Below are 17,436 nucleotides of genomic sequence, written 5' to 3' on the forward strand. Positions count from 1 at the left end.
AAGGGCTGAGCCAATGACCAGCAACAACGAAAGGAACGGGCAGCCGCAGCCCGGCCGGCGCCGCTTCCTGCGCCAGGGCGCGGGCCTGGGTGGCGTGGCGCTCGCCGCCGGTGCGCCCGCCCCCGCGCGGGCCGAAGTACTGACGGTGCCGCCCTGGACCCGCACGCCCGGCGAGCCGGTGCTGTGGCACGCCTACGGCCAGCCCTCCGCGTTCGAGAAGAACGTGATCCGGCGCAACCGCGGCCCTGCGCCGATGCCCGGCGCGAACTCCTCCATGACGCCGCTGCAGGATCTGCGCGGCATCATCACGCCCACGGGCCTGGTGTTCGAGCGCCACCACGCCGGCATCCCGCAGATCGATCCGGCGCAGCACCGCCTCGCTGTGCATGGCCTGGTGGAGCGCCCGCGGATCTTCACCATGGACGACCTGGTGCGCTTGCCATCGGTCTCGCGCATCCACTTCCTGGAGTGCTCAGGCAATACCGGGCGCGAATGGCGCGCGCCCAGCGCCACTTCGGTGCAGATCAGCCACGGCTTGCTGTCGTGCTGCGAATGGACGGGCGTGCCCCTTTCCGTCGTGCTGGAGGAGGTGGGCGTGCGCCCCGAAGCCGCCTGGCTGCTGGCCGAGGGCGCTGATTCCGCCACCATGACGCGCAGCGTGCCGATGGCCAAGGCGATGGAAGACGCGCTGCTGGTCTACGCGCAGAACGGCGAGATGCTGCGGCCCGAGCACGGCTACCCGCTGCGGCTGTTCCTGCCGGGCTTCGAGGGCAATATGAGCATCAAGTGGCTGCGCCGGCTCAAGCTCGGCCGCGCGCCCTTCATGACGCGCGAAGAGACATCCAAGTACACGGACTCATTGCCGGACGGCAGCGCGCGCCAGTTCACCTTCATGATGGACGTGAAGTCCGTGATCACCTTTCCCGCGCCGGACCACCGGCTGCGCGACAAGGGCTTTTACGAAATCTCCGGCCTCGCCTGGTCTGGCTACGGCCGCATCCGGCGCGTGGAGGTGTCGGTGGATGGCGGGCGCAACTGGCGCGAGGCGCAGTTGCAGGATCCCGTGCTCGACCGCGCGCTCACGCGCTTTCGCCTGCCATGGCGCTGGGAGGGCGGCCCGGCCGTGCTGCAAAGCCGCGCCATCGACGAGGCGGGCAATGTGCAGCCCTTGCCGGACCAGTTGGTGGCCGCGCGTGGCTATGAGTCCACCTATCACTACAACGCCATACAAGCCTGGCGCGTCAGCGCCGACGGGAGCATTGCCAATGCGCGCGCTTGAATCCCACCGTACCCACATTGCCGCCGCCGCGCTGGCGATGGCCGCGGTCTGCGCGCAGGCACAGGCGCAAACCTACGGCATTGGCTTGCTGGCCAGCGAGCGCGATCTCGCCGCCTGGAACATCGATGTCACGCCAGATGGCGCCGGGCTGCCGCCAGGCAGCGGCAGCGTGACACTTGGCAAGCAGGTCTACGAGAACCAGTGCGCCGCATGCCACGGCTTGAAAGGAGAAGGCAAGCCGGCCGATGCGCTGGTCGGCGGGCACGGCAGCCTGAAAGGCGGTGGCGTGAATGGCAAGGCGCCGTTGAAGACCATCGGCAGCTTCTGGCCGTATGCGACGACGGTGTTCGATTTCATCAACCGGGCCATGCCATACAACGCGCCGCAGAGCCTCAAGGCGGATGAGGTCTATGCCGTCACCGCGTATCTGCTGCACCTGAACGGCATCGTGCCGGCGGATGCCGTGCTGGATGCGCGCACGTTGCCGCAGGTGCGCATGCCGAATCGCGATGGCTTCGTCGCGGACGCGCGGCCCGATACGGCGAACGTGCCGTGCCGCCGCAGCTGTGGCGCACCGGCACGTTGAGACTACGCTGAAATCACGCGAGACGCCCATATGCGATAAGCGAATAAGCGGCAGCGATTACATTCGTTGACCGCTCCAATCCGAGGTCACTACAGTGCAAAGCTTAAGAACAAGCGGTGCAGGCCTGCCTATTGCCTTGAACAGCCAGGTGCGGTGCTGCGCGCGTTTCGCTACGTACTTTCGGTCCCCCGCCTAAGAGCCTGTCATGACGATTGGAACCCACCCGGCCTCAACTTTCCGTGGCACCGCGCCCGCCGCTTTCACCGGCAGCGCCCGGTTCGAGATCCGTCCCTTCGATGCGCCGCTGGGCGCCGAGATCGTTGGCCTGGACCTGGCCGAGCCGCTGTCCGCGGAAGACTTCGCCCGCATCCACCGCGCACATCTGGACTACCACGTGGTGGTCTTCCGTGATCAGCGCATTACGCCAGCGCAGCAGATCGCGTTCAGCCGCCGCTTTGGCCCGCTGCAGATCCATGTGCTGCACCAGTTCCAGCTTGCCAACCACCCCGAGATCCTGATCGTCTCCAACGTGCTCAAGGACGGCAAGCCGATCGGGCTGGGCGATGCCGGGCATTTCTGGCATTCCGATCTCTCGTACAAGGAAAAGCCCAGCCTGGGCTCGCTGCTGCATGCCCAGGAATTGCCGGCCGAGGGCGGCGACACCTTGTTCGCCAACATGCACCTGGCCTGGGAAACGCTGCCCGCGCATCTCAAGGCGAAGGTGGATGGGCGCAAAGCCGAGCACACCTACCTGGCCAAATACGCCGAGCTGCAGCAGCGCAGCCCATGGCGTCCCAACCTGACGCCCGAGCAGATCGCGCAGGTGGCCCCCGTGCTGCAGCCGGTGGTGCGCACGCACCCGGAGACCGGCCGGCGCGCGCTGTTCGTCAGCGAGCATTTCACCACGCGCATCAAGGGGCTGCCCGAAGACGAAAGCCGCGACCTGCTGGCGCAGCTGTTCGCGCATAGCGTCAAGCCCGAGCATATCTACCGCCACGCCTGGCAGGAGCATGACCTGGTGTTCTGGGACAACCGCTCGCTGTTGCATCTGGCAGCAGGCTGCCCGCAGGCCATGCGCCGCGTGATGTACCGCACGACCATCGAAGGCGATCTGCCCGCCTGAGCGGCATGCGTCGCGCGCGGCGGGGTGGCTTGGCCCGCCCTGCGCTCTATCGAATTCACCGTATCCACCGTATCCGCAGTATCCGCAGTATCCGCAATATCCACCGGAGTCTCGCATGTCCCTGCTACGTTCCCGTCTTTTCTCCGCCCGCTGGCCGCGTGGCGTCGTCGCGCTGACGCTCGCCGCCGGCATGGCGGCCACGGGCGCGGCCCACGCGGAAGGGAAGATCCGCATCGCCGAGCAATTCGGCGTGGTCTACCTGCTGCTCAACGTGGCGCGCGACCAGCAACTGATCGAGAAGCAAGGCAAGCAGCAGGGCGTGGACGTCAAGGTGGAATGGACCCAGCTCTCCGGCGGCGCCGCCGTCAACGATGCGCTGCTGTCCGGCGCCATCGATATCGCCGGCGCGGGCGTGGGCCCCTTGCTGACGGTGTGGGATCGCACGCACGGCAAGCAGAACGTGAAGGGCGTGGCATCGCTGGGCAATTTCCCTTACTACCTGGTCAGCAACAATCCCAAGGTCAAGACCATCGCCGACTTCACCGACAAGGACCGCATCGCGCTGCCCGCGGTATCGGTCTCGGTGCAGTCGCGCGTGCTGCAACTGGCTGCGGCCAAGCAATGGGGCGACAAGGAGTTCAACCGGCTGGACAAGTGGACGGTGGCGGTGCCGCATCCCGATGCGGCTGCGGCCATCATCGCCGGTGGTACCGAGATCAGCGGCCATTTCGGCAACCCGCCGTTCCAGGAGCAGGAGCTGGCCGGCAATCCCAATGCGCGCATCGTGCTGAACTCGTATGACGTGCTGGGCGGCCCCAGCTCGGCCACGGTGCTCTATGCCACCGAGAAATTCCGCAACGACAACCCCAAGACCTACCGCGCCTTTGTCGATGCACTGGCCGAGGCGGCCAGGTTCGCCACCGCCAATCCGGAAGCCGCCGCCGATCTGTATATTCGCGTCAACAAGGCCAAGATCGATCGCGCGCTGCTGGTCAAGATCCTGAAGAACCCGCAGGTGCAGTTCAAGGTCGCGCCGCAGAACACCTTTGCGCTGGCCGAGTTCATGCACCGGGTGGGCGCCATCCGCAACCAGCCAAAATCCTGGCAGGATTATTTCTTCCAGGATCCGGTCACCGCGCAGGGCAGCTGACATGACCGCGCAACCTTCCCCGCTACGCGTGGTTTCCGCGCGCGCTGCCCCCGCGCCGCTGTTGCAGGTCGACGGTGTCTCGCTGGAATACCGCACCCCCGAGCGCGTGGTGCGCGCCACCCATCAGGTCAGCTTCGACGTTCATGCGGCCGATCGCTTTGTGCTGCTCGGCCCGTCGGGCTGCGGCAAGTCGACCTTGCTCAAGGCCGTGGCGGGCTTCGTTGCGCCGTGCGAGGGCGAGATCCGGATCGAGGGCGCGCCTGTCAGCGCGCCCGGCCCCGACCGCATCGTGGTGTTCCAGGAGTTCGACCAGTTGCCACCCTGGAAGACGGTGCGGCAGAACGTGATGTTCCCGCTCATGCAATCGCGCGGCATGGCGCGCCGCGAGGCGTCCGAATGCGCGCTGCATTTCCTCGGCAAGGTGGGGCTGGCCAACTTTGCCGATGCCTATCCGCATACCCTGTCGGGCGGCATGAAGCAGCGCGTGGCGATTGCCCGCGCGCTGGCGATGCGTCCCAAGGTGCTGCTGATGGACGAGCCCTTTGCCGCGCTGGATGCGCTTACGCGCCGGCGCATGCAGGAGGAGTTGCTGGCGCTGTGGCACGACGCCGCCTTCACGCTGCTGTTTGTCACGCATTCGATCGAAGAGGCGCTGGTGGTGGGCAGCCGCATCCTGCTGCTGTCGCCGCATCCGGGGCGCGTGCGCGCCGAGCTCAACAGCCACCAGTTCGACCTGGCCAGCCAGGGCGGGGCGGAGTTCCAGGCTACCGCGCAACGCATCCACCATCTGCTGTTCGACGAGACGCCGCACCCGGCGCCGTCGCCGGCGCGCACCGCGCAGGCGCGCTGAGCCCCTGCCAGGATCGACCATGACGAGCACGCACACGAGCACGACATCTTTTTCCGCCACCACGGTGGTCCGCGCCGAATACGAGTGCAAGCTCGAGCCCTTCACTGCCTTGCTGGTGGCGCGCGCCTTGCCCTGGCCGCAACGCCTGTGGCAGCAGGGCTGGCTGCGCAAGGCGCTGATCCTGGTGGTGCTGGCCTGCCTGTGGGAAATCATCGCGCGCGTGCAGGACAACGACCTGCTGTTGCCGAGCTTTCTCGCCACCGCACGCGCCTTTGCCGAAGGCATCGGCAATGGCGAGCTGCTGACCAAGGCCGGCATCTCCATGTCGGTGCTGTTGCAAGGCTATGCCGGCGGCATTGTGCTGGCCTTCGTGCTGACCACGCTGGCGGTGTCCACCGAACTGGGGCGCGACGTGCTGGACACGCTCACCTCCATGTTCAACCCGCTGCCGGCCATCGCGCTGCTGCCGCTGGCACTGCTGTGGTTTGGCCTTGGCAGCAAGAGCCTGGTGTTCGTGCTGATCCATTCGGTGCTTTGGCCGCTGGCGCTCAATACCTATGCGGGTTTTCGCGGGGTGCCGGCCACCTTGCGCATGGCCGGGCGCAACTATGGCCTGCGTGGGCTGCGCTATGTGCTGCTGATCCTGGTGCCCGCCGCGCTGCCGGCCATCCTGTCCGGGCTGAAGATAGGCTGGGCCTTTGCCTGGCGCACGCTGATCGCGGCGGAGCTGGTGTTTGGCGCATCGTCGGGCAAGGGCGGGCTGGGCTGGTACATCTTCCAGAACCGCAATGAGCTGTACACCGACCGCGTCTTCGCCGGCCTGGCCATGGTGATCCTGATCGGCCTGCTGGTGGAGAACCTGGTGTTCAGGACGCTGGAGCGTGTGACCGTGCGCCGCTGGGGCATGCAGCACTGAGGCGGCGGTAATGGGCAATAGTGCTGTTGCCGGCACGCGGAACCAGGGGCGGCTTCAGGGATCGACCGGAGGCGGCAGAACCCGCTCGCTCAAGCCCAAGCGCTCCAGCACGCGGCCGGCGGCATTCGCCACGCTGTCGCCATGCGGGGGCATGATCAGGTGCGCGGTCTCGCGATACAGCGGGTCGCGCACCTGGAACAGCGCTTCCAGCGTGGCGCGCGGGTTGGCGACCTGCAGCAAAGGGCGGTTGCGGTTGCGCCGCGTGCGGTGCCACAGCTCGGCGGGCGAGGCGCACAGGTAGATCACGCAGCCGCGCGAGCGCAGCATCTCGCGGTTTTCCGGGCGCAGCACGGCGCCGCCGCCGGTGGCCATCACGATGCCGCGGCGCTGGCTGAGCTCGTCCAGCACCCGGCTTTCGCGTTCGCGAAAGCCTTCCTCGCCTTCCAGCTCGAAGATGGTGGGTATCCGCACGCCGCAACGCGCCTCGATTTCGTGGTCGGAATCGAAAAAAGGCAGCCCGAGCCGGCGCGCCACCGTCCTGCCGATGGTGGTCTTGCCGGCGCCCATGAAGCCCACGAAGAAGAGGTTATCGAAATCCAAGTTTGCGTTGAGCCGTTTTCGGCTCCGGATCCGGTCTTCTCTACGGTAGCACGAGATGCGTGGCGATCAAAACGGGGGCGGTAAAAAGCTCATGCCAGGCCGAGCAGCTGGCGGGCCTCTTGCGGCGTGGCCACGGCGCGGCCGTACTGCGCGCACAGCGCCGCCACCCGGCCCACCAGCTGCGCGTTGCTGGCGGCCAGTGTGTCCTTGTCCCAGCGCACATTGTCTTCCAGGCCGGTGCGGCAGTGGCCGCCGAGCTGGAGCGTCCAGTGATTGACCTCCAGCTGGTGCCGGCCAATGCCCGCCGCGGTCCAGGTCGCGCCGGGCAGTACCTTGCCCAGTTGCGCCACCTGGAATTCGAGGATGTCCTTGCGCGCCGGCAGCGCATTCTTGATGCCGAACACAAATTGCACATGCACCGGTGGCAGCAGCAAGCCCTCCTTGACCAGGTCCGCCGTGTTGTAGAGCATCGCCAGGTCGAAGATCTCGATCTCGGGCTTGATGTGGTAGTCGCGCATGGCCTTGGCCAGCGCGCGTACGAAGTCGGGCGGGTTCTCGTAGACGGTGGTGGGGAAGTTGACCGAGCCCGTGGCCAGCGAGGCCATGTCCGGGCGCAGGTCGAGCATGGCGCCGCGCTGCTCCATGGCGCGTCCGCGCCCGCCGGTGGAGAACTGCACGATCATGCCCGGGCAATGCTTGCGGATGCCCTCCTGCAGCTCGGCGAAGCGCGCCGGGTCCGAGCTGGAATTGCCGGCTTCGTCGCGCACATGCAGATGCACCAGCGTGGCGCCTGCCTCGAAGCTCTGGTGCGTGCTCTCGATCTGCTCGGCGACCGAGATCGGGATGGCGGGATTGTCTTTCTTGCGGGGCACCGAGCCCGTGATGGCGACTGAGATGATGCAGGGATCTTGCATGTGAGGCTCCAATGTGAGGCTCCAATAAGGGATGACGCTGGCGGCTTCAGGCCGGACGACCCTGGCGGTTGCGGCTGGCCAGGGCTTGCGCGGCCATGCGCAGCGAGGCGTTGGCCGCGCCGAAGCCTAGGTAGCCATCGCGCTGCACCAGCTCGAAGAAGAAGCGGTCGTGGAAGGGCTCGGTGTACGCGTGCAGGAATTCACCACCGCCATCCCGGTCGTATAGCAACTGGTGTTGCCTCAGGCGTTCTAGTGCCGCATCGTCCAGCCCGAGCCGGGCGCCGACATCGTCGTAGTAGTTGTCCGGCACGTGGAGCATGGCGGCCTCGGCTGGCGCGACTTGCGCCAGCGTCGCGCACAGATCCGGCGTACGGAATGCGATGTGGTGGATGCCCGAGCCCGCGTAGGCGGTGATGAACCGGCCGGTTGCGGTGCGGCTGCTTTCCGAGACATTGAGCGGAATCCGCAGGCTCTGTTCCGCGCTGACCATGGCGCGGCTCTTGACCAGCCCATAGGGATCGGCGATTTCGTGCAGCGCCTGCGCCTGCAGGCCGAACACCGTCTTGTAGAACAGCACGAAGCTGTCGAGCCTGTGCGGCGGCAGCGCCTGGGCGATATGGTCGATGGCCATCAGCCCCGCGCCCGCGCTGTCGGCGCCGCCAGGTTCCAGCACGAAGTCGCTTTCGTAGATGCTGCGGTCCGAGCCCTGTTCGTCGATCAGGTAGAACAGCATGCCATCGGGCGCGCGCAATGCCGGAATGCGGCGCTCGTGCGGGCCGATGCGCTCGCGCCACTCCTTGCACAACAGGGTCCGGGCACGCGTGACGGCGCGTTGGGCATCGTCCACCTTCAGGCCCAGCGCGCACACGGAGGGGCCGTGCAGCTGGAAGTGCTCGGCCGCGGCGCTGTCCTGCTCGGCATTGAGGATGATGTTGACGCCGCCCTGCCGGTACAGCTCCACCGCCTTGGAGCGGTGGCGGCCCGCATGGCCAAAGCCCAGCGAGCGCAGGCGCGCGCCCAGCTCGCGCCCGGTCACGTAGTCCACCGCGAACTCCAGGAAGTCCACGCCGCCGAAGCGCGGCGGCGCCGGCAGGGGCGGGCCGCCCGCCTCGGACTCGAGCCAGATCAGCGAGCGCAGCCCATCGAGCGCGGTCAGGCGCGCGGGTGCCGCGCGGAATTCGTCGTTGAAGATCTCCAGCGAGAGCGGCCCGCGATAGCCCGCGTCCATTGCCGCGCGCGCAAACTCGGTGACGGCCAGATCGCCCTGCCCGGGGAAATTGCGGTAATGCCGGCTCCACGACAGCACGTCCATGCTCATCCGCGGCGCGTCGGCCAGTTGCATGAAGAAGAGCTTTTGCGCTGGCACTTCGCCGATGCCTTCGAGCGTGTCGCCAAGCGCGAGCGTGTGAAAGCTATCCAGCACCAGGCCCAGCGCGGGGTGGTCGGCTTGCCGCACGATCTCCCACGCCTGGCGCCAGCGCCGGGTGTGGCGGCCCCAGGCCAGCGCCTCATAGGCTACCGACAGCCCGCGTTTCGCCGCGGCCTCGGCCATGGCGCGCAGGTCGGCCGCCGCGCGCGCGGGATCGTCGATGGCGATCTCCTGCACATTGCTGCAGACCAGCACCATGCGCGCGCCGAGCTCTTCCATCACGTCGAACTTGCGCTCGGCCCGCGCCATGTTGCGCTCGCGGATCGCATCCGGCATGGCCTCGAAATCGCGCAAGGGCTGGTACAGCATGATGGCCAGGCCGAGGTCGGCCGCGATGCGGCGCACGTCGGCTGGCGAGCCGTCGAAGTTCAGCAGGTCGTTCTCGAAGATCTCGACCCCATCGAAGCCGGCCGCGGCGGCGGCCTCAAGTTTTTCAGGAAGCGTCCCGGAGAGCGATACGGTGGCGATTGATTTCGGGTGGCGCCAGATTGTGGTGTCCATGTCAGATCCTGCGTGCTTCGTGTAGGGCAAGATTAGGACTGATCGTAGGTGACAACAAGCGCAATTCGCGCGTAGGCGTGCGACAATCGCGCGTATGCGAGCGACTGGCGCTCGGGATTAGGGTTTTCGCTATGGATAAAGAACCATTGAGCCGTCGGGACTGGATTGCCGGGCTGGAGAAGGGCCTGGCCATCCTGGAGGCATTCGATAACGACCATCCGCGCCTGACACCCACGCAGGCGGCCCAGCTCACCGGTCTCACGCGCACCGCGGCGCGGCGCTACCTGCTGACCCTGGAGCATCTGGGCTACACCACTAGCGATGACACCTTGTTCAGCCTCACCCCGCGCGTGCTCAAGGTCGGGTGGTCGTACTTCGACTCCGCACGCCTGCCGCGCACCGTGCAGCCTTTCCTGCAGCAGATCACCGCCGCCATTGGCGAGCCGGCTTACCTGAGCGTGCTGGACGACTGGGAACTGGTGTTTATCTGCCGCACCGGCACCAGCCGGGTGATGAACACAGGCTTCGTGCTAGGCGCGCGCGTGCCGGCGCCGCTGGCGTCGGCCGGCGTGATGATGCTGGCGTCCGAGCCGGAGGATAAGGTCAAGGCCTGGCTGGAAGGCTGTGTGCTCACGCCTTACACGCCGTACACGATCATGCAGCAGGATCGGCTGATGGCGGAAATCCGCCGTGCCGGCGCCCAGGGTTATGCCTTGGTCGAGCAGCAATTGCAGATCGGCGTGCGGGGGGTGGCGGTGCCGCTGCGGGATCGCCATGGGAAGGTGATCGCCGCGCTCAGCGTGAATATGCAGATCGGGGACGAGAGCGCGGAGCAGGCGCTGGAGCGGGTGCTGCGGGTGCTGCAGGATACGGCGATCTCGATCATGCGGGTATTGTGAGACTCGCCGCGCCCGGCAAGCCTGTCAGGGGAGCGCGTGAAATGCACCGAGCAAAAAGAGCAACGCGCTCAGCGTGAAGAAGGAAGCGATGGTTGTGATCAGCAAGGTCACAGCGCTGAAATCTTCCTGCCCGTAGGCCTGGCCCAGGGTGGCGTAGATGCCCATCATGGGCATGGCCGCCATCAGCACGGCCGCTGCGCTAAGCGAGCGGTCGATCTCGGGCAGCCCGAGCATCGGCAGCATCGTGATCGCCAGCAATACGCACAACGGATGCAGCACCAGCTTGCCCACGACAATGGGCACAATCCGCGAGCCGAGCCCGCCCATGGGCAGTCCGACCAGCGTGCCGCCGATGACAAACAGGGAGAGCGCACTGCAGGCGGTTGCCAGCGTATCGACGGTACGCGTGACCGGCGCGGGCAATGTCAAGCCAAGCACCGACACCGCCAGCCCCGCGAGCAAGCCAAGGATCAGCGGGTTGCAGATCAGCCGGGCCAGCGCTTTGCCTAACGTTTGCCACCCGCCCGTGCTGCCCGGTTTGCGCTCCGCCATGAAGAGCAGGAAAGGAATGACCAGCAGGTTTTCCACCACCATGTTGAGCGCGAGCGAAACGCCCGCTACCGGCGCCAGCGTCAACAGGAGGATGGGATAGCCGATGAACCCGCTGTTCGAGCACGACATGCCCATCGCATAGAACGCGCTGGTGGCCGGATTCAGCCGGCTGACGCGGCGGCACCAGGCATAGCCCAGGCCGATCACCGCCCACGATCCGATGCAATAGGCAAGCAGGTAGCTGACGTTGAGAATCTCGCCAACCTGGCGTTGCGACAGCGCGCGCAATAGCAGCGCCGGCAATGCCAGGTTGATCACGAACTTCCCGAACACGCGCATGTCGGCCTTGGCAAACAGCCCGGCGCGGGTCGTCGCGAATCCGATCAGAATCAGGATGTAGATCGGCGCGATGATCGCCAGGATATTGAGCATGCGAGTCTTGTCGGTATTCTTGTCGGTATGCTTGCCGGCCTATCTGCTTGCCTGTTTATGTCCGGCTATGCGCCTCAGAACTTGTGCCGCAGGCCGGCCATGAAGCCCAGCCTGGTCGTGTTGCCGAACATATTGCCGCTGTTGTTGAAGTTTGGCGAACTGTTCAGCGGGATCCAGGCGCCGCTCAGGTGGGTGTAATCCACTGCCACATAGACGTCCGTGCGCTTGCTGAAGTTGTAGTCCAGCATGCCGGCGGTGGTCATGCGCTTGCCGCTCTCGCCGGCATGCTTGAGCCAGTCGTACTGGAAGGTGCCGATCAAGCTGAGGGCTTCGGCGATATTCACGCGCGTGCCGATATAGCCCACGTTGTTGCGGTAGTCGGCCACATCCAGGCGGTTGTTGGTATAGCCCAGGTAATACTGCGCGCGCGACGCCTTCCAGGTACCCCCCAGGCCCCACACGGTTTGCTTGCTGGCCTGCGCGGACGGCACGGCGCCGAAGAAGGCGGAGGAGACATCGTGCGTGACCTGGTAGACAGCGCCAACCTCGATGGGCCCGGTGCTGTAGACCAGCGAGCCGGCACTGGCGTTGCTGGCCTTGATGCTGCCCGCGACCTCGCCGAAGGTATAGGCCGCCGCCGCCTGCAGCCCGCCGAACGATTTGATGTACTTGATGGTGTTGTCGTAGCGCAGGCCGGTGTAGTTGCCGCCCTGGTAGCCGACGATGGAGTTGTTGGCGAAGGCCATGGCCTCGTAGGAGGACAGGATTTCGTGGGCGAGCGTGTATTGCCGGCCCAGCGCAAGCTTGCCGAAATCGCCGTCCAGGCCGATCACCGCGGTGCGCCCGAACAGGCGGCCGCCTTGCTGGCTGCTGCCGGTATCCGGGCTGAAACCCGATTCGAGGATGTAAAAGGCCTTCAGGTTGTTGCCGAGATCTTCGGTGCCGCGCAGGCCCCAGCGGCTGCCGGTGAGTTCGCCATCGGTCATTTCCCACTTGCTGTTGCCGGCGGCGTTCGCGTGGGTGCTGTAGCGGATGGTGGTGTCGACAAGACCATACAGGGTGACGCTGGATTGCTGGGCGAATGCGGGCAGGGCGGCGCTCCCCAGAACGAGCAGGGCGGCGGCTTTCTTGTTCATGTCGATACTCCTCCAGATACTTTTCATGTGGATATCAATATTGATATTGATTTTTTTAAAACGTGGGCTTGGTAATTCGATTCAATTCGATTTCATTCGATTGCGCTTTTGTGTTTCAGCGCTTTCAGGGAAATGGGCCCCCCTCGGTGCGTGCGATCGCACTGACATCAGGTGAAAGGAGCGTGACAGGGCCGTGATAGCACCGATATCGCCGATATCGCCAACAAGTGCATATCGGTGGCGGGCGACGGAGGTAGAACCTGGCCTCAGAGAGCGCTGGTCCGCGGCGGACCGGCTGCTCTGTGCTCCCTAGCCAGGCTGTGGTGCGCTCAGGCGGCTGCCCGGGCCACCTTTGTCTCGCCCATGGCCTCGGCGCGCAGCCGGTCATAGTCCTGCTTGTCCATGGGCGCGGCGTCGGGCTCGCCGAGTTCGCTCATGCGGATGCGGTGGGTTTCGCGGGCACTCAGGGCCGCCAGGGCTGCAACGATCGTCACGGCGAAGGTAATCGCGCCGATCGTCAGCGGGATATTGGCCGATCCCGGAGGTGCCACGGTGGCGAACAGCGCGGGAAGCAAGGCGGTGACGGCGGTGCCGATATTCTGCGCGATGGCCATGGCCGACACGCGCGAGCGTGTCGGGAATAACTCGGGGAAGAAGCTCGGGAAAATCGCGTTGTAGCCCTGGTAGACGATGCCCCACATCAGCAGCGATGCCACGATGGCAAGCGGCACGTTATGGATGCTGATGGCGTAGAGATAGAGGAAGGAAAGCAACCCGGAGCTAAGCGCGCCAATGACGATCGGCGGCTTGCGGCCGAACTTGTCGGACAGGTTGCCGACAATCGGAATGACCAGCACTGCGAGGATATTTCCTGCCACAGGAATCCACAGGTAAAGGCTCTTGTCGAAGCCGATGCCGTACGCCGGCTGCACCGCGTAGGCTGCGCCGAAGATCGTGGCTACCACCGGGATCACGTTCATCAGGGCCATGCACACCACGCGGATCATGTCGCGCCAGCTGAACTTGAAGGCTTCGATGATGGGCGAACGCACCACTTCGCCAGCCTTGGCTTCCTTGGCAAACGCCGGCGTCTCGGAGACTTCACGGCGGATGATGAAGCCGGCCACCAGCACGACGGCGCTCAGCAGGAACGGAATGCGCCAGCCCCAGGCATTGAACGCGTCCGACGGCATGTAGTAGGCAAGCGGCAGGAAGACTGCGGCGGCCAGGATCTGGCCGGCCTGCACGCCCTGGAGCGTGAAGCTGGCGTAGTAGCCGCGGCGCCCGAACGGCGCGTGCTCCAGGATCATCGAGCTGGCGCCGGAGATTTCACCGGCGACCGCGAAGCCCTGGATCAGGCGAAGGATAACCAGGAGCACCGGGGCGAGCATGCCAACCTGGCTGTAGGTCGGCAGCAGGCCGACTGCCACGGTCGAGAAGCCCATCAGGAACATGCACAGCACCAGCACGTTCTTGCGCCCGTGGGTGTCGCCCCAGTGGCCCAGGAAGAGGGCGCCAATGGGCCGGGCGATATAGCCGACACCGTAGGTTGCCAGCGAAGCAACGATGGCGACCTTGGGGTTGCCTGAGGGGAAGAAAATCTGGGGGAAGAGCAGCGACGCTGCCGTCGCATAGATGAAGAAATCGTAGTACTCGAGTGCCGAGCCGATCCAGCCGCTCGCGGTCGCCTTCTTGGTCTGGCGCTTGCCGTGCAGGTCACGGTCATTGAGGGTAGTAGCCAATTTCGTCTCCAATCATTGTTGGCTGGAAATTAAGCGATCCCTTGATCGTCGACAAGGCGAATTCTCGCAATTTGCGCGTATATCGCGCAGACTGCGCGATATACGCGCAAAAGCCGGGTTTCTACCAGCGGGATGGCACCCCCAATCCGTTGCAAGGAGCGGTCGGATCCCACGCCCGTCTCAGGAGCGTGGCAGCCTCACCGGGGTTGTCTGCTTCATCATAAAAGTGATTTTTAGGTCATGCGGCGCTGGTTGGTGTCAGTTCACGCCCGTTTCCGACGTGCGGCACGCTACGCTGCTCCGGCTTCCAGGCTGGTTGCCAGCGCGTGTGGTCCTTGCGTGAGCTGCACCTTGAGGAAATCGATGCAGGCCCGCATCTTGGCCGAGCTTGAGGCGCGCGCGGTGGTCACCGCCCATACGTCGGCCGGCTGGTGGTACGCGGGCAGCACGCGCACCAGTGCGCCGCTGCGGATGCTGCTGGCCACGTCCCATATCGAAGCCATGATGATGCCGTAGCCTTCGTGCGCCCACTGGCGCACGATATCGCTGTGGTTGGAGGCCATGGGCCCGGTGATCTTGACGGTTTCCGTGCCGCTGGGCCCGGCCATGCGCCATACCCCGAAGCGCTGGTCGCGGTCGCGAAAGGGCAGGCAGTCGTGCTGTGCCAGTTCTGCGAGAGTCCGGGGCTGGCCGTGCCGGACCAGGTAGGAGGGCGCGGCGCAGAGGATGCGGCTGCCCGGGGCGATCTTGTGGGCGATCAGGTGGGGTTCCTGGACTTCGCCCACGCGGATGTCGAGGTCGAAGTTCTCGGAGATCAGGTCGACGCGGCGGTCCAGCAGTTCCAGCCAGACTTCGAGCGCGGGATGGCGCTGGCGCAGCAGGGACAGCGCCGGGCAGAGGTGGTCGCGCCCGAGCCGCAAGCTGGTGCTGATGCGCAGCAGGCCCCGTGGCTCCGCGCTTGCGCCGCCAACCGCTTCCAGCATGCTCTCGACGTCATCCAGGATCTTCTGCGCCCACAGGAAGGCCGCTTCACCGTCGGCGCTCACGCTGACACGGCGCGTGGTGCGGTGGAACAATTTGACGCCGAGCATGGCCTCGAGGGTGGCGATGCGCTTGCTCACATGCGCGGCGGACAGGCCCATCTCGTTGGCGCCGGCGCTAAAGCTGGCGCGCCGGGCCACGGTGCAGAACAGGCGCAGATCCCGGAGGAAGGGATCATTGTTCGCCAATGGGACATTGTGACTTTCCATGACGCCTGATTATCGTATCGACGTATAACAGTACGCTGTGCTGATGGCCCCTGTCCAGGCGGCCGGATACGGGGCTCACCCCGGGGGCTCACCCGGGGTGAGCCCCACGGTCATCCCTCACCAGCACAGCAAATGACAAAGCTCAGAATCGGCATTGCCGGCGCCGGCCTGATTGGCCGCCGCCATATGGAACTGGTGCAGGCCAGCCCGGCCTGCGAGCTGGCCGCCATTGCCGACCCCGCAGCGGCCGCGGCCGAGGTGGCGCGCGCTACGGGCGTGCCCTTGTACGCTTCGCTAGATGCACTCCTTGCAGCGCAACGGCTCGATGGCGTGATCCTCGCCACGCCAAACAAGCTGCATGTGGCCGACGCGCTGGCCTGCTTGCGCGCGGGCGTTCCGGCGCTGATTGAGAAGCCCGTGGCGCACAGCCTGGAGGAGGGCATGCGCCTGCGCCGGGCAGCCGAGGCGGCCACTGCAAAGCTGCTGGTAGGACATCACCGCGCGCACAGCCCGCTGCTGGCCCGTGCACGCGAAATCGTGCAGCAAGGCGTGCTGGGCACGCCCGTGGCGGTGGTTGGCACGGCGATGTTCTGCAAGCCCGATGACTACTTCGCGGCGGCGCCTTGGCGCCGCCAGCCTGGCGGCGGGCCGATCCTGATCAACATGATTCACGAGATCGGCAACCTGCGGGCCTTGTGCGGCGAGATCGTGGCGGTGCAGGCGATGGCGTCGAACGCCGCGCGGCGGTTTCCGGTCGAGGACACGGTGGCGATCAACCTGCGCTTTGCCAACGGCACGCTCGGCACGTTCATGCTGTCCGATAGCGCGGCTTCGGCGCGCAGCTGGGAGCAGACTTCGCGGGAGAACGCGGACTATGCCAGCTATCCGGACGAGGATTGCTATGTGATCGCCGGCACGCGCGGCTCGCTCGCGGTGCCAACCATGCGGCTCAAGACCTATGCGCAAGACCAGGACCGCTCGTGGTTCAGGCCCTTCCAGGCCAGCGTGGTCGAGCTCACGCGCGAGGACCCGCTCGCGCGCCAGCTCGCGCATTTCTGCGACGTGATCCGCGGCGCCGCCGCGCCGCTTGTCACCGTGCATGACGGGCTGCAGAATCTGCGCGTGACCGAAGCCATCGCCGAAGCTGCGCGCAGCGGGCGCATTGTCGAGACGGTGGACGCCTGAGCCGGGCGTCTTCAAGCCGGCGGCAACCGGCCGGCAGCAATCAACCAGACCCATCAGAGGAAACCAGAGGAACCACCATGAAATCCGTACTCGTCCTGAACGGGCCCAACCTGAACCTGCTGGGCACGCGCGAGCCGCAGATCTATGGCTCGACCACGCTCGCCGATGTCGAGGGCAGCCTGCGCCAGCAGGCCGGCCAGCTGGGTTTGTCCCTGGCCTGCTTCCAGAGCAACCATGAGGGCGCCATCGTCGATCGCATCCACGCAGCGCGCACCGAAGGCGTCAGCTTTATCCTGATCAATCCGGGCGCCTTCACCCATACCAGCGTGGCGATCCGCGACGCGTTTGCCGGGGTCGCCATTCCCTTCGTCGAGGTACATATCTCGAATGTCCACAAGCGCGAGGCGTTCCGCCATCACTCCTACCTGTCGGATATCGCGGAGGCGGTGATGGCGGGGTTCGGCACCCAGGGGTACGGGCTGGCGTTGCAGTTCATCGCCGCGAAACTGGCGGGCACGCCAGCCTGACAAATCCAATGCACAGGCCGAAGCCGCCGAACAGGCCAAAGCCATACGCTACGACGACGGCTGCTCCCAGTCTGCTCCCTCTCCCCCGGCCCCTCCCACAAGTGGGAGAGGGGAGCCAACCAGCGGCAAGACCAACCAACTGTGGTAGCCGTGTTTCCCGCCCGAAGGGGCGGAAAACACCCAAGCGCGATGCGAAGCGAGCCGTCAGGGTGTACCTAGGCCGTATGGGGCGCCTCGGGATTCGGCGAAAAGAGCGGAAAAGAGGGACCCATGTCTGAGTATCGCCTCAAGGCGATGCGAGTTTGGGTCCCGGCCGCTCTTTTCGCCGAAGCCCGAGGGGGTAGTCGCCCCATCCGGCGCGCCTT

At 65.8% G+C, this 17,436-nt stretch carries 16 protein-coding genes; 9 read left to right on the forward strand and 7 right to left on the reverse strand.

The features are described 5' to 3' along the window. Positions 1-13 precede the first annotated feature (13 nt). From soxC to AC1RQC_RS35050, 6 genes are all read left to right on the forward strand, one after another. Positions 14-1,279 (forward strand): sulfite dehydrogenase, encoded by a 1,266-nt coding sequence (gene soxC, locus AC1RQC_RS35025; RefSeq protein WP_416053174.1) that lies wholly within the window; start codon positions 14-16, stop codon positions 1,277-1,279. Continuing rightward, a complete protein-coding gene (locus AC1RQC_RS35030) occupies positions 1,266-1,865 on the forward strand; it encodes a c-type cytochrome (protein ID WP_492828077.1) in 600 nt (199 codons plus the stop codon). The genes soxC and AC1RQC_RS35030 overlap by 14 nt, the downstream gene beginning before the upstream one ends. Before the next feature lie 205 nt (positions 1,866-2,070). Further along, positions 2,071-2,988, forward strand: coding sequence for a TauD/TfdA dioxygenase family protein (locus tag AC1RQC_RS35035; RefSeq protein WP_492886088.1), 918 nt, complete (start codon positions 2,071-2,073; stop codon positions 2,986-2,988). A gap of 115 nt (positions 2,989-3,103) precedes the next feature. Continuing rightward, positions 3,104-4,138 (forward strand): ABC transporter substrate-binding protein, encoded by a 1,035-nt coding sequence (locus tag AC1RQC_RS35040; protein WP_370563885.1) that lies wholly within the window; start codon positions 3,104-3,106, stop codon positions 4,136-4,138. A gap of 1 nt (position 4,139) precedes the next feature. After that, positions 4,140-4,988, forward strand: coding sequence for an ABC transporter ATP-binding protein (locus tag AC1RQC_RS35045; protein ID WP_492886090.1), 849 nt, complete (start codon positions 4,140-4,142; stop codon positions 4,986-4,988). Between the two features lie 19 nt (positions 4,989-5,007). Then, positions 5,008-5,904, forward strand: coding sequence for an ABC transporter permease (locus AC1RQC_RS35050; protein WP_492886091.1), 897 nt, complete (start codon positions 5,008-5,010; stop codon positions 5,902-5,904). Between the two features lie 54 nt (positions 5,905-5,958). Here AC1RQC_RS35050 and AC1RQC_RS35055 read toward each other — a convergent pair whose 3' ends face one another. The 3 genes from AC1RQC_RS35055 to AC1RQC_RS35065 all read right to left on the reverse strand — a co-directional run bounded on the left by AC1RQC_RS35055 (position 5,959) and on the right by AC1RQC_RS35065 (position 9,348). After that, the gene (locus AC1RQC_RS35055; RefSeq protein ID WP_150987212.1) at positions 5,959-6,504 is read right to left on the reverse strand and encodes a shikimate kinase; all 546 of its coding nucleotides are present in this window, start codon (positions 6,502-6,504) and stop codon (positions 5,959-5,961) included. Between the two features lie 89 nt (positions 6,505-6,593). Next, entirely contained in the window at positions 6,594-7,418 is an 825-nt protein-coding gene (locus AC1RQC_RS35060; protein WP_492375135.1) for a 3-oxoadipate:acetyl-CoA acetyltransferase, read from the reverse strand. 46 nt (positions 7,419-7,464) lie between these two features. Beyond that, positions 7,465-9,348, reverse strand: a complete 1,884-nt coding sequence (locus AC1RQC_RS35065) for a bifunctional sugar phosphate isomerase/epimerase/4-hydroxyphenylpyruvate dioxygenase family protein (protein WP_492375136.1) — start codon at positions 9,346-9,348, stop codon at positions 7,465-7,467. A gap of 131 nt (positions 9,349-9,479) precedes the next feature. On the opposite strand from AC1RQC_RS35065, the gene AC1RQC_RS35070 reads away from it, so the two are divergent. Continuing rightward, a complete protein-coding gene (locus tag AC1RQC_RS35070) occupies positions 9,480-10,247 on the forward strand; it encodes an IclR family transcriptional regulator domain-containing protein (RefSeq protein WP_492886093.1) in 768 nt (255 codons plus the stop codon). 24 nt (positions 10,248-10,271) lie between these two features. Here the strand turns inward: AC1RQC_RS35070 and AC1RQC_RS35075 are convergent, their stop codons facing one another. The 4 genes from AC1RQC_RS35075 to AC1RQC_RS35090 form a co-directional block, all read right to left on the reverse strand. Beyond that, the gene (locus AC1RQC_RS35075; RefSeq protein ID WP_492375137.1) at positions 10,272-11,231 is read right to left on the reverse strand and encodes an AEC family transporter; all 960 of its coding nucleotides are present in this window, start codon (positions 11,229-11,231) and stop codon (positions 10,272-10,274) included. Between the two features lie 74 nt (positions 11,232-11,305). Then, positions 11,306-12,367, reverse strand: a complete 1,062-nt coding sequence (locus AC1RQC_RS35080) for a porin (RefSeq protein ID WP_492886095.1) — start codon at positions 12,365-12,367, stop codon at positions 11,306-11,308. Between the two features lie 329 nt (positions 12,368-12,696). Continuing rightward, positions 12,697-14,109, reverse strand: a complete 1,413-nt coding sequence (locus tag AC1RQC_RS35085; RefSeq protein WP_492375139.1) for an MFS transporter — start codon at positions 14,107-14,109, stop codon at positions 12,697-12,699. 290 nt (positions 14,110-14,399) lie between these two features. Further along, positions 14,400-15,359: a LysR family transcriptional regulator gene (locus AC1RQC_RS35090; protein ID WP_492886097.1), complete on the reverse strand. Its 960-nt coding sequence runs from the start codon at positions 15,357-15,359 to the stop codon at positions 14,400-14,402. A 132-nt stretch (positions 15,360-15,491) separates the two neighbouring features. On the opposite strand from AC1RQC_RS35090, the gene AC1RQC_RS35095 reads away from it, so the two are divergent. Both AC1RQC_RS35095 and aroQ read left to right on the forward strand, forming a co-directional pair. Continuing rightward, complete coding sequence (locus AC1RQC_RS35095; RefSeq protein WP_492886099.1) at positions 15,492-16,544, forward strand: Gfo/Idh/MocA family protein; 1,053 nt, start codon at positions 15,492-15,494, stop codon at positions 16,542-16,544. A gap of 77 nt (positions 16,545-16,621) precedes the next feature. Then, the gene (gene aroQ / locus AC1RQC_RS35100; protein WP_492375142.1) at positions 16,622-17,071 is read left to right on the forward strand and encodes a type II 3-dehydroquinate dehydratase; all 450 of its coding nucleotides are present in this window, start codon (positions 16,622-16,624) and stop codon (positions 17,069-17,071) included. Positions 17,072-17,436 lie beyond the last annotated feature (365 nt).

This window comes from Cupriavidus sp. GW822-FHT03E04, from assembly GCF_058801495.1.

What these genes read in the sequence shown, in the direction of transcription:
- soxC (WP_416053174.1), top strand. Translation starts at nt 14, where the DNA reads ATGACCAGCAACAACGAAAGGAACGGGCAGCCGCAGCCCGGCCGGCGC.
- AC1RQC_RS35030 (WP_492828077.1), top strand. Translation starts at nt 1,266, where the DNA reads ATGCGCGCGCTTGAATCCCACCGTACCCACATTGCCGCCGCCGCGCTG.
- AC1RQC_RS35035 (WP_492886088.1), top strand. Translation starts at nt 2,071, where the DNA reads ATGACGATTGGAACCCACCCGGCCTCAACTTTCCGTGGCACCGCGCCC.
- AC1RQC_RS35040 (WP_370563885.1), top strand. Translation starts at nt 3,104, where the DNA reads ATGTCCCTGCTACGTTCCCGTCTTTTCTCCGCCCGCTGGCCGCGTGGC.
- AC1RQC_RS35045 (WP_492886090.1), top strand. Translation starts at nt 4,140, where the DNA reads ATGACCGCGCAACCTTCCCCGCTACGCGTGGTTTCCGCGCGCGCTGCC.
- AC1RQC_RS35050 (WP_492886091.1), top strand. Translation starts at nt 5,008, where the DNA reads ATGACGAGCACGCACACGAGCACGACATCTTTTTCCGCCACCACGGTG.
- AC1RQC_RS35060 (WP_492375135.1), bottom strand. Translation starts at nt 7,418, where the DNA reads ATGCAAGATCCCTGCATCATCTCAGTCGCCATCACGGGCTCGGTGCCC.
- AC1RQC_RS35065 (WP_492375136.1), bottom strand. Translation starts at nt 9,348, where the DNA reads ATGGACACCACAATCTGGCGCCACCCGAAATCAATCGCCACCGTATCG.
- AC1RQC_RS35070 (WP_492886093.1), top strand. Translation starts at nt 9,480, where the DNA reads ATGGATAAAGAACCATTGAGCCGTCGGGACTGGATTGCCGGGCTGGAG.
- AC1RQC_RS35075 (WP_492375137.1), bottom strand. Translation starts at nt 11,231, where the DNA reads ATGCTCAATATCCTGGCGATCATCGCGCCGATCTACATCCTGATTCTG.
- AC1RQC_RS35080 (WP_492886095.1), bottom strand. Translation starts at nt 12,367, where the DNA reads ATGAACAAGAAAGCCGCCGCCCTGCTCGTTCTGGGGAGCGCCGCCCTG.
- AC1RQC_RS35090 (WP_492886097.1), bottom strand. Translation starts at nt 15,359, where the DNA reads ATGGAAAGTCACAATGTCCCATTGGCGAACAATGATCCCTTCCTCCGG.
- AC1RQC_RS35095 (WP_492886099.1), top strand. Translation starts at nt 15,492, where the DNA reads ATGACAAAGCTCAGAATCGGCATTGCCGGCGCCGGCCTGATTGGCCGC.
- aroQ (WP_492375142.1), top strand. Translation starts at nt 16,622, where the DNA reads ATGAAATCCGTACTCGTCCTGAACGGGCCCAACCTGAACCTGCTGGGC.